We start from the raw sequence: 9,927 nt of genomic DNA on the forward strand, positions 1-9,927 counted from the left end.
CGAGGATAACCACCGGATGTGGATCGTCAAGGTTGCGCTAACCCGCCCCTACACCTTTATCGTGCTGGCGCTGCTGATTCTGATCGCGGCGCCCATCATGATCCTGCGCACGCCCACGGATATTTTTCCGAATATCAATATCCCGGTGATTTCGATCGGCTTCACGTATACCGGTCTGAATCCGGAAGAAGTGGAAGGTCGACTGACCACTCCGTATGAGAAGGCGTTGACCACTCTTGTGGACAACATCCAGCACACGGAATCCACCAGTTACAACGGATATTCCGTCATCCGTGTCTTCCTGCAGCCGGGAGCCTCCCTCGACACCGCCAATGCCCAGGTTACGGCGGCATCGCAGTATGAACTTCGCCAGTTGCCTCCGGGCATCCTGCCGCCGCAGATCATTAACTTCTCGGCTTCCAGCGTCCCCATCGTTCAGATTGGTGTTTCAGGACAAGGCATGTCTGAAGCACAACTGAATGACTACGCCACGAACTTCGTGCGTACGCAGTTTGTTACGGTACCGGGTTCGGTTGTGCCACTGCCCTATGGTGGCAAGCTGCGTCAGATCACCATCTCCATGGATCAGTCGGCAATGCAATCCAAAGGCATTGCACCGGGCGATTTGCTGGCAGCACTTGCGCAACAGAATGTAATAACGCCTTCCGGAACCATCAAGATCGGCACCACGGAATACGACGTGCGTCCGAACGGCGCACCGCGCACCATTGAAGATCTGCAGGGCCTGCCAATCAAACAAGCCAGTGGCAACACGATCTTCCTTCGCGATGTGGCTACAGTGGCCGAGGGCTTCCAGTTCCAGACGAATGTTGTACGCCAGGACGGCACGCGCGGCGTTCTGATCAGCGTATTGAAGAATGGCAACTCCTCCACCCTGGATGTGGTGAAGGGCATTCGTGAATCGCTGCCACGCGTAAAGAGTACGCTGCCGCCACAACTGCAGTTGACGCCATTGGGCGATCAGTCAGTGTTTGTGCGTGCCGCCGTGCAAGGTGTGATCCGTGAGGCGATTATCGCCGCTGTTCTCACCGCCATCATGATCCTGGTCTTCCTGGGAAGCTGGCGGTCCACGGTCATCATCGCCATCTCAATCCCGCTGTCGATTCTGACTTCGGTTATTGTGCTGGGACTGATTGGCGAAACCATCAACACCATGACGCTGGGTGGACTGGCCCTCGCCGTCGGCATCCTGGTCGACGACGCCACCGTAACCATTGAAAATATTGAGCGCTATCTCGAAGACGGGTTTCCACTGCTGGAGGCGATTGAACAGGGTGCTGCGCAGATTTCTGTTCCGGCACTCGTCTCCACACTGTGCATCTGCATCGTGTTCCTGCCCATGTTCTTCCTGAGCGGCGTATCCCGCTTCCTGTTTGTGCCGCTGGCTGAAGCCGTTGTGTTCGCCATGTTGGCCAGCTACATCCTGAGCCGTACGCTGGTTCCCACGCTTGCGATGTACCTGCTGAAAGCGCATGAACACGGCGAACATGAAAACGGCTTATTCACACGTTTTCAGCGGGGTTTCAATACACGCTTTGACAAGGTGCGTGACGCCTACGACGGCATCTTGCGTCGCTTGATTGCAGCTCGTAAGTCCTTCGTCCCTGTGTTCCTCGGCATCTGCCTCTGCTGCATGCTGCTGATTCCCTTCCTTGGTCAGGACTTCTTCCCGGATACGGACAGCGGACAGTTCACGTTGCATGTGCGCGCCCCGACAGGCACGCGCATTGAGGAAGTAGCGAATCTGTTTGACCAGGTAGAGAACCAGATTCGCAAGACGATTCCAGCCGATGAGATGTCCGGCGTCCTGGACAACATTGGTATGCCGTATTCGTCCATGAACACGCAGCACCTAACGAATGGCACCATCGCCGCAAGCGATGGAGACATCTTCGTCACGCTTAAAGAAGATCATCACCCCACAGCAAAGTATGTCGAGGCTCTCCGCCGCGACCTTCCGAAGATGTTCCCGCAAGCGACGTTCTACATGTTGCCGGCGGACATCACCACGCAGATTCTGAACTTTGGTATTCCTGCCCCAATCGACATCCAGATTGAAGGTAACAACATCACCGCAAGCAAAGCACAAGCCGATAAAATCCTGGCTCAACTGCGAAGCGTTCCCGGGCTTATTGACCTTCGCATTCAGCAGCCGTTTAATGGTCCCACGCTGAACGTTGACGTTGATCGTACTAAGGCATTGCAGGGCGGTTTCACTCCGCGTGATGTTTCGCAGAGCTTGCTGAATACCCTGAGCGGCTCGTTCCAGGTGACGCCAATGTTCTTCCTAAACTGGAAGAATGGCGTGAACTACAACATGGCCGCGCAGACCCCGCAATACAAGATGGACACTGTGCAGGATCTGCAGAATGTGCCGATCAATCGCAGTACCTCTATTGCAGCGGGAGCAGGAAACGGACAACCTGCAATTCTGAGTGACATGGCCACGGTGGAACGAGGCACAGAAATGACCGTGATAAACCACTACAACATCCGTCGTGTGGTGGATGTCTATGGTGGTGTACAGAACCGCGATTTGGGTGCCGTAAGCCGCGATATTGAGAAAATTCTTGCGAAAGATCGCAAGGATCTACCCCGCGGTACATACATCACGCTAAAGGGCCAGGTAGAGACAATGCGCAGCTCTTACATTGGCCTGCTGGGCGGCCTTGTGTTCTCCATCGTGCTGGTCTACCTGCTGATCGTGGTGAACTTCCAGAGCTGGGTGGATCCATTCATCATCATCACCGCCTTACCGGCTGCACTTGCTGGCATCATTCTCTTCCTGTTCCTCACGCATACACGACTGAGTGTTCCCGCGCTGATGGGCGCCATTATGTGTATGGGTGTGGCCACGGCAAATTCGATTCTTGTGGTCTCATTCGCCAAACAGCAACTGGAAGAACATGGCGACGCCCTGCGCGCAGCTATCGAAGCCGGTGCAACACGCTTCCGCCCTGTATTGATGACCGCATTGGCCATGATCATTGGCATGGTTCCCATGGCTATGGGAATGGGCGATGGTGGCGAGCAAAACGCACCTCTTGGACGCGCCGTAATCGGCGGTCTACTGTGCGCCACCTGCGCCACGTTGATCTTCGTTCCCACCGTTTTCGCATTGATTCACGGTCGCAAAAAATCTAATCCCAATCGCAACCAGGAGCAGCTGGCAGAGGTGCATGCATGAGTGAGCAACGCCACATCGTCGACGCAGAAACAGAGAACGATGCACGCAGCGATGTGAACAACATCCACACTGATGTGGTTCGCGCGCATGAGGAAGCCCATGCGGAACACCACATCGATAAACCGGGTAGCATGCGATCCATTGGCATTCTTTTTGCCGTCGTCATACTGGCAGCTATCGGTTATGGGATTTATTCGCGCCGTTCCCACGAGTCGAGGCTCCAGGAAACCACAGCGCAGGAATCGGTTCCTGCGGTAGTCGTTACGCACGCATCCATCGGCTCAAAGAGCGGCGAATTAACACTCCCCGGCAGCGTTTCCGCTTACGTTGAAACGCCTATTTACTCACGCACCAATGGCTACCTGAAAAAGTGGTACTTCGACATTGGCGCACACGTGAAGCAAGGCGATCTATTGGCTGTAATTGAAACGCCAGAAGTGGATCAGCAATTGATGCAGTCGCGCGCAGAACTGGAGCGCCAGGAGGCAAATGCGCAGCTCGCAGGAACTACCAGCGATCGTTGGCAGAGCCTGCTGGCCAAACATGCCGTCTCGCAACAAGAAGCAGACCAGGCCCGTAGCAATTACATTGCAGCCCAGGCTGCAGTGGATGCCAGCAAAGCGAACGTAAAGCGGCTGGAAGAGCTACAGAACTACGAGAAGATCATCGCTCCATTCAGTGGAGTAATTACAGCGCGCAACACGGATATTGGTGACCTGATCAATGCAGGATCGGGCTCTGCAAATCCACGCGAGCTGTTCCATCTGGCTGATACCAGCAAGATGCGTGTGTATGCCGCAATTCCTGAACTCTATGCCGACCGTATACGTAATGGCGGAGTTGCAACAATCACACAGGACAGCAGCCCAGGACAGGTCATTACAGGCAATATCGTCCGCAACTCTAACGCGATTGACCGCACAAGCCGCACACTGAACGTCGAGGTGGACATCAATAACCGCGACAACCTGCTACGTCCGGGTGCGTATGTATTCGTTCATTTTGATCTTCCCGGAGCTCCAGGAACATTCACCATCCCCAGCAACACCATGCTCTTCCGCGCTCAGGGCGCACAAGTGGCTGTGGTAAAGGATGACCGCGTACAACTGAAGCAGATCAAGATTGGCCATGATTACGGTGACTCCGTGGAAGTACTCTCCGGCATCACTGCACAGGATGCACTCATCCTCAGTCCGTCTGATTCGCTGGTGAACGGAGCGCAGGTACGCGTGACCAGCACGGTTTCACCGAAGGGGCTTCAGTAATGAAGAAACTGCCACTGCTCAGCCTTGGACTTGCGGCGCTGACGTTGACTGGTTGCCGCGTTGGCCCCACGTATCAGAAGCCTGTATCCATGGCCCCGCCGGCCTTCAAAGAAACACCCCCCGCATCGTTTGGCGAAGCGGAAGGGTGGAAGGTGGCACAGCCCTCCGATGCACAACTACGCGGTGACTGGTGGACGATGTTTGGCGATCCTCAACTGGACGCGCTGGAAGTAAAAGTGGATGGTGCTAACCAGTCGCTGAAGGCTGCGGAAGCAAACTATCGTGCTGCGCAGGCTTATGTCAGCTTCTATCGCGCCAACAAAGCACCGACCGTTGGTGTCGCACCTTTTCTAGGTGCAACACGTCAATCGACAAACCAGCCCTACTTCAACCAATCCAGCAGCCTTGCCGGTGCTAACGGTGTGGGCGACCTTTCACTTCCCTTCTCGTTGAACTATGAAGTGGATCTGTGGGGACGCATCCGGCGCTCAATTGAGTCTGCTGGCGATCAGGCGCAGGCTACTGCGGCAGACCGCGAGAATCTCCGGCTATCTCTGCATGCGGAGCTTGCACAGGACTACATGGATCTACGCGCTGCGGATGCACAACAAAAGCTGTTAAGCGAAACCGTGCAAGCTTTCCAGCAGGCCTTACAGCTTACACAGGATCGCTATGATGGCGGCGCTGCTCCTCTGAGCGATGTGTCGCAGGCACGCACGCAGCTACAGACTGCACAGGTGCAGGAAACAGATGTGGAAGTGCAGCGCACACGGCTGGAACATGCCATTGCTGTATTGACTGGACAACCACCCGCTAACCTGACCATCCCGCGCACACCTCTCACGATCGCGCCACCGGTGCAGCCAGTTATTCCTGGCATGTTGCCCTCGCAACTCCTGGAACGTAGGCCGGACATTGCCGCAGCGGAACGTCGCACGGCTGCCGCCAATGAACAAATCGGAATTGCGCAGGCCGCGTTCTATCCCACGCTTTCGATCTCAGCAGCCGCTGGTTTCGTGGGCACATCTGCTGTGAACTGGTTTACGTGGCCTTCGCGATTCTTTTCGGTGGGTCCTACGTTCGCGCAGACGTTGTATGACCACGGCCGCAGACGCTCTCTTACCGATGTGGCGCGTGCTCAGTACGACAATACTGTAGCGGATTATCAGCAGACGACACTGACCGCATTCGCTCAAGTGGAAGACAACCTCGCGGCGTTGCGTGAATTGCAGAAAGAAGCCGTACAACAACGTGATGCAACAGCATCTGCGCAGCAATCACTCGATCTATTCAATGTTCGCTATGAAGGCGGCGTGGACACGTATCTACAGGTGATTACGTGGCAGACCGCGCTGTTGCAAAATCAGCGTAACGACATTGATCTGCAACGCAGGCAGTTGGATGCAACCGTACTATTGGTGAAAGCATTGGGCGGTGGTTGGAACGCCTCGCAACTTCCCAAGCCGTAATACTTCAAACAATCGCACTTAGAGAAGGACATGGCCTAACGCCATGTCCTTCTTTTTCTACAGATGTAAGTATTGCTATTTGCAACATTTCATTGACACGCCTTCTGTATTCATGACAATCTTCTGCCATGAATACGGAGACGCGTAGCTATTCCAGTCCGTTGCGCCAACAACAAATGGAAGAGACGCGCCAACGCATTGTGGAAGCGGCGCTTGGTTTGATCTCGGAAAAGCCGCAGGATGCCTTTTCGCACGAGGAAATTGCGAGACGTGCAGGAATTGCATTGCGTACTGTGTATCGGCACTTCCCTTCTCGGGGAGAACTGCTGGATGCCGTCTGGCAAACAAGTGATAGTCGGTTAGAGTTGATCCACTATCCCGAGACGGAATCCGAACTACTTGCCGCAGTAGAACCGGTTTACACACGCATGGACGCGAATGCGCCACTTATACGCGGGCTTCTGCGCTCAAACGCAGGGCAAGAGATGCGCAGGCGAGACAACGAACGTCGCCGTGCTGCAATGGAACGCGCTCTTGCGTCTGCGACTGCACATCTGAACACATCCGGAAAACGTGTTGTGCTGGGCATTTTTCAGACCCTTTTCAGTGGTCGAGCATGGGAAACAATGCGCGATCGTGCGCATCTGCAAGAAGGCGAACCGGCGCGCGCCACAGAATGGGCCATGCGAACCTTGCTGGCGCAGCTTTACCGCGATCAAAAAGTTTTGGCACGCGAGGGCAAACACTCCGCGAAGCCGGCAGCAAAGAAGAGCAAGAAAGCATGAAACCGCACAGAATGCTGTGCGCGTATTTCTCTGCATTGAAAGTGAAACTTCACGAGCCATGTCTACAAATAAACAGTTCAACGTCTTTGGTGAACGCGTAGAAGTCATCGTAAGCAGCAAAGATACAAATGGATCCTTTTGCGTGATTCGCCAGTATTCAGGTCCTGGCGGTGGCCCTCCGCCGCACGTTCATTCCAAAGAAGACGAATTCTTTACTGTCATTGATGGTGAGTTTGAAATCTTCGATGGACATTCATGGCACCCAGTAGATAAGGGCCAAACAGCCTATACGCTCCGCAACAATCCGCACACTTTCCGTAACCGTGGCACCACAATTGGTTGCATGCAGGCAACGGTCATTCCGGGTGGACTGGATGAGTATCTGGAAGAACTCTCGCGACTATCCATGCCTCCTGTAATGGAAGAGGTTGTCCGCACATCCGATCCGTACGGCATCAGCTTTATTGCACCGAAGCAGTGATTCCACCTGCTCGGAAGCAATCTCTCTACGCCGTAAGCCTCCTAGAAACACAAGACTCAGTCACCTAAAGGAACGCAAATGCATACCTTTTTCATTGTTCTGATCTTTTTTGCCATGATTCTTCTGCCCTGTCTGGTTGCATCCGGTATTCCCATGAAAGATCGATAACATCCAACCTACAAGAACGCTCAAACCGCCGGGATATTCCGGCGGTTCGTGCTTTATGCCACGAGGACGGCGAAGACCAATACACTGGAGGGACGCTGTTCGGACAGTAGGTTCAAAACGAGGAAGCGGTACGACGTTGGCAGAAAAGACATATCGGGTGCAAGAGGGGTCTCCCTCGCCACGAGGCGCCGCATGGGACGGCCGCGGAACAAACTTTGCGTTATTCAGTGAAAACGCGACGCGCGTAGAGCTTTGCCTGTTTGATGAAAGTGGCCAACAGGAATTGCAGCGCATCACTCTGCCGGAATACACGTATGGCATATGGCATGGCTATGTCTCTGATGTCGAACCTGGAACCGCATATGGCTATCGCGTGTATGGACCTTACTCGCCAGGTGAAGGACATCGTTTCAATCCGAACAAGCTACTACTGGACCCTTATGCCACGGCACATCTTGGTGAATTGAAATGGGGTCCAGAGATCTTCGGTTACATCATGGAGACTGGAGACGACACGACATTTGACACACGTGACAGCGCGGCCTTTATGCCAAAGTGTCTTGTCACAGATCCACGGTTTCCGTGGCATGATGCTCCGCTAAAGCCACGTTCCTGCCGCATCGCCGTGCAGGACACCATCCTGTACGAAACGCATGTTCGTGGCTTCACGAAACTGCATCCGTCATTGCCTCAGGAAATACGCGGCACATACGAGGGGCTGGGTCACAAATTAATTGTGGATTACATTGAGTCGCTGGGTGTGACCTCGATTGAACTGCTGCCTATTCAGACCTTCATGAATGAGGCACATCTACACGATCTCCATCTGACAAATTACTGGGGATACAACACCATCGGTTTCTTTGCGCCCGATCCGCGCTACGCTGCACGTCCGCGCTTTGCACTGCAGGAATTCAAGTCGATGGTGGCGCAGTATCACGAACGCTGCATGGAAGTGATTATGGATGTGGTCTACAACCACACCGCAGAAGGCAATGAACGCGGCCCCACACTCTCTTTTAAAGGCATTGATAACGCCAACTACTATCGTCTTCACGCAGAAAATCCTCGCTACTACGTGAATGACACTGGCACGGGTAACACTGTGAATGTGAACCATCCGCGCGTGTTGCAGATGATCTGCGATTCGCTTCGCTACTGGGTGGAGGAGACCCATGTCGATGGTTTCCGCTTTGATCTAAGCACAATCCTTGCGAGGGAGCCGGACGGCTTTGATAAAGGCGCAGGCTTCCTGAAAGTTGTCATGCAGGATCCGGTTCTCAGCAGTGTAAAGCTGATTGCCGAGCCATGGGACATTGGCCCCGGCGGATACCGTGTCGGTGAATTCCCTCCGGGATGGATGGAGTGGAATGACACCTTCCGCGATCGAACGCGAGCCTTCTGGACTGGACGCACGGGAGCAGGAGATTTCGCCAAAGCGCTCACCGGATCACCGGAAATCTTCGACCATGTAGGCCGACGCCCATGGACCAGCGTGAACTTCATCACCGCGCATGACGGCTTCACGCTGAACGACCTGGTCAGCTACAACGACAAACACAATCTTGAGAACGGTGAAGATAACCGCGACGGCAGTAACCATAATCTTTCCTGGAACTGCGGCGAAGAAGGCCCCACACAAAACACAGATGTGATTGCGCTAAGACAGCGTCAGATGCGTAACATGATGGCGACGTTGTTGCTTTCGCAAGGCACGCCCATGCTGCTGGCAGGTGATGAATTTGCGCGGACACAGCGTGGCAATAACAACGCCTACTGCCAGGACAACGAGATCAGTTGGGTGGATTGGAAGCTCGCGGAAACGAACGCGCCGATGCTTGCGTTCACACAGCGCCTGCTAACTTTGCGGAGAACAAATCCGCTACTACACCGCAGCCGTTATCTGCATGAGGGACTCGACGAACTAGGGATTCGTGAACTTACATGGATCGGTGCTGATGGGAACGAAAGCCGTCGTGAGGATTGGAATCTCGATTTTCCGGAAACCTTCGGCATGTTGATCGATGGTGAAGCTCGCCCCTCTGGGTTGCTAGAAAAAGGCAATGCTGAATCCCTCTTGTGTATCGTCAACGATCACCAGGCAGCCGTGCAGTTCACACTTCCACGCATGCAACGCGAAGGGCGATGGAAGCTCCTCTTATCCACAGAGCAGTTCGAGACTGTCGAAGCAACACATGCAGGCGGAGAGGCATTCTCCCTGGCGCGACTTTCCCTGACACTGTGGAAGTATGTTGTGAACGCTTAGTTAAGGAACTTTCGTTTCTTTTTCTGTCTGTATCTGAGCAGCCTGCTGCGCCATGTCGCGGAGCGCAAGCAATACAGCATCGTGGATTTCCTCGCGAAAGGCATCGCGCACAGTCTGGACCACTTCCTCTGGCTCAAACGGCACGTCACTGTTGGAGTGGTCCAGCACTCTCTCCAGCACTTCCTCTACCATCGGCTTCATATGGATGTGCTTAGCAACAATCTTCGCTACGCGACGCACCGGCAGTTCAAGTGCCGGTTGCACGGCATCCTGCATGGGCTGCGA

General features: G+C 54.3%; 6 protein-coding genes and 1 pseudogene. 6 read left to right on the plus strand and 1 reads right to left on the minus strand.

What is annotated here, in order from left to right:
• The first annotated feature begins 16 nt into the window (after nt 1-16).
• The 6 genes from JAO32_RS13575 to glgX all read left to right on the plus strand — a co-directional run bounded on the left by JAO32_RS13575 (nt 17) and on the right by glgX (nt 9,642).
• Nucleotides 17-3,208, plus strand: a complete 3,192-nt coding sequence (locus JAO32_RS13575; RefSeq protein WP_334241258.1) for an efflux RND transporter permease subunit — start codon at nt 17-19, stop codon at nt 3,206-3,208.
• On the plus strand, nt 3,205-4,473 hold the full coding sequence (locus tag JAO32_RS13580) for an efflux RND transporter periplasmic adaptor subunit (protein WP_334241261.1): 1,269 nt from the start codon (nt 3,205-3,207) through the stop codon (nt 4,471-4,473). The genes JAO32_RS13575 and JAO32_RS13580 overlap by 4 nt, the downstream gene beginning before the upstream one ends.
• Entirely contained in the window at nt 4,473-5,942 is a 1,470-nt protein-coding gene (locus JAO32_RS13585; protein ID WP_334241263.1) for an efflux transporter outer membrane subunit, read from the plus strand. The genes JAO32_RS13580 and JAO32_RS13585 overlap by 1 nt, the downstream gene beginning before the upstream one ends.
• 128 nt (nt 5,943-6,070) lie before the next feature.
• Entirely contained in the window at nt 6,071-6,727 is a 657-nt protein-coding gene (locus tag JAO32_RS13590; RefSeq protein ID WP_334241265.1) for a TetR/AcrR family transcriptional regulator, read from the plus strand.
• Nucleotides 6,728-6,785: 58 nt separating this feature from the next.
• Nucleotides 6,786-7,208, plus strand: coding sequence for a cupin domain-containing protein (locus tag JAO32_RS13595; RefSeq protein ID WP_334241267.1), 423 nt, complete (start codon nt 6,786-6,788; stop codon nt 7,206-7,208).
• 304 nt (nt 7,209-7,512) lie between these two features.
• A complete protein-coding gene (gene glgX, locus JAO32_RS13600) occupies nt 7,513-9,642 on the plus strand; it encodes a glycogen debranching protein GlgX (RefSeq protein WP_334241269.1) in 2,130 nt (709 codons plus the stop codon).
• Here glgX and JAO32_RS13605 read toward each other — a convergent pair.
• Nucleotides 9,643-9,927 (minus strand): annotated as a pseudogene (locus JAO32_RS13605) (phospholipase D-like domain-containing protein); the annotation flags it as partial.

The sequence above is a fragment of the Terriglobus sp. ADX1 genome (assembly GCF_036877645.1).
Classification (GTDB): Bacteria; Acidobacteriota; Terriglobia; order Terriglobales; family Acidobacteriaceae; genus Terriglobus.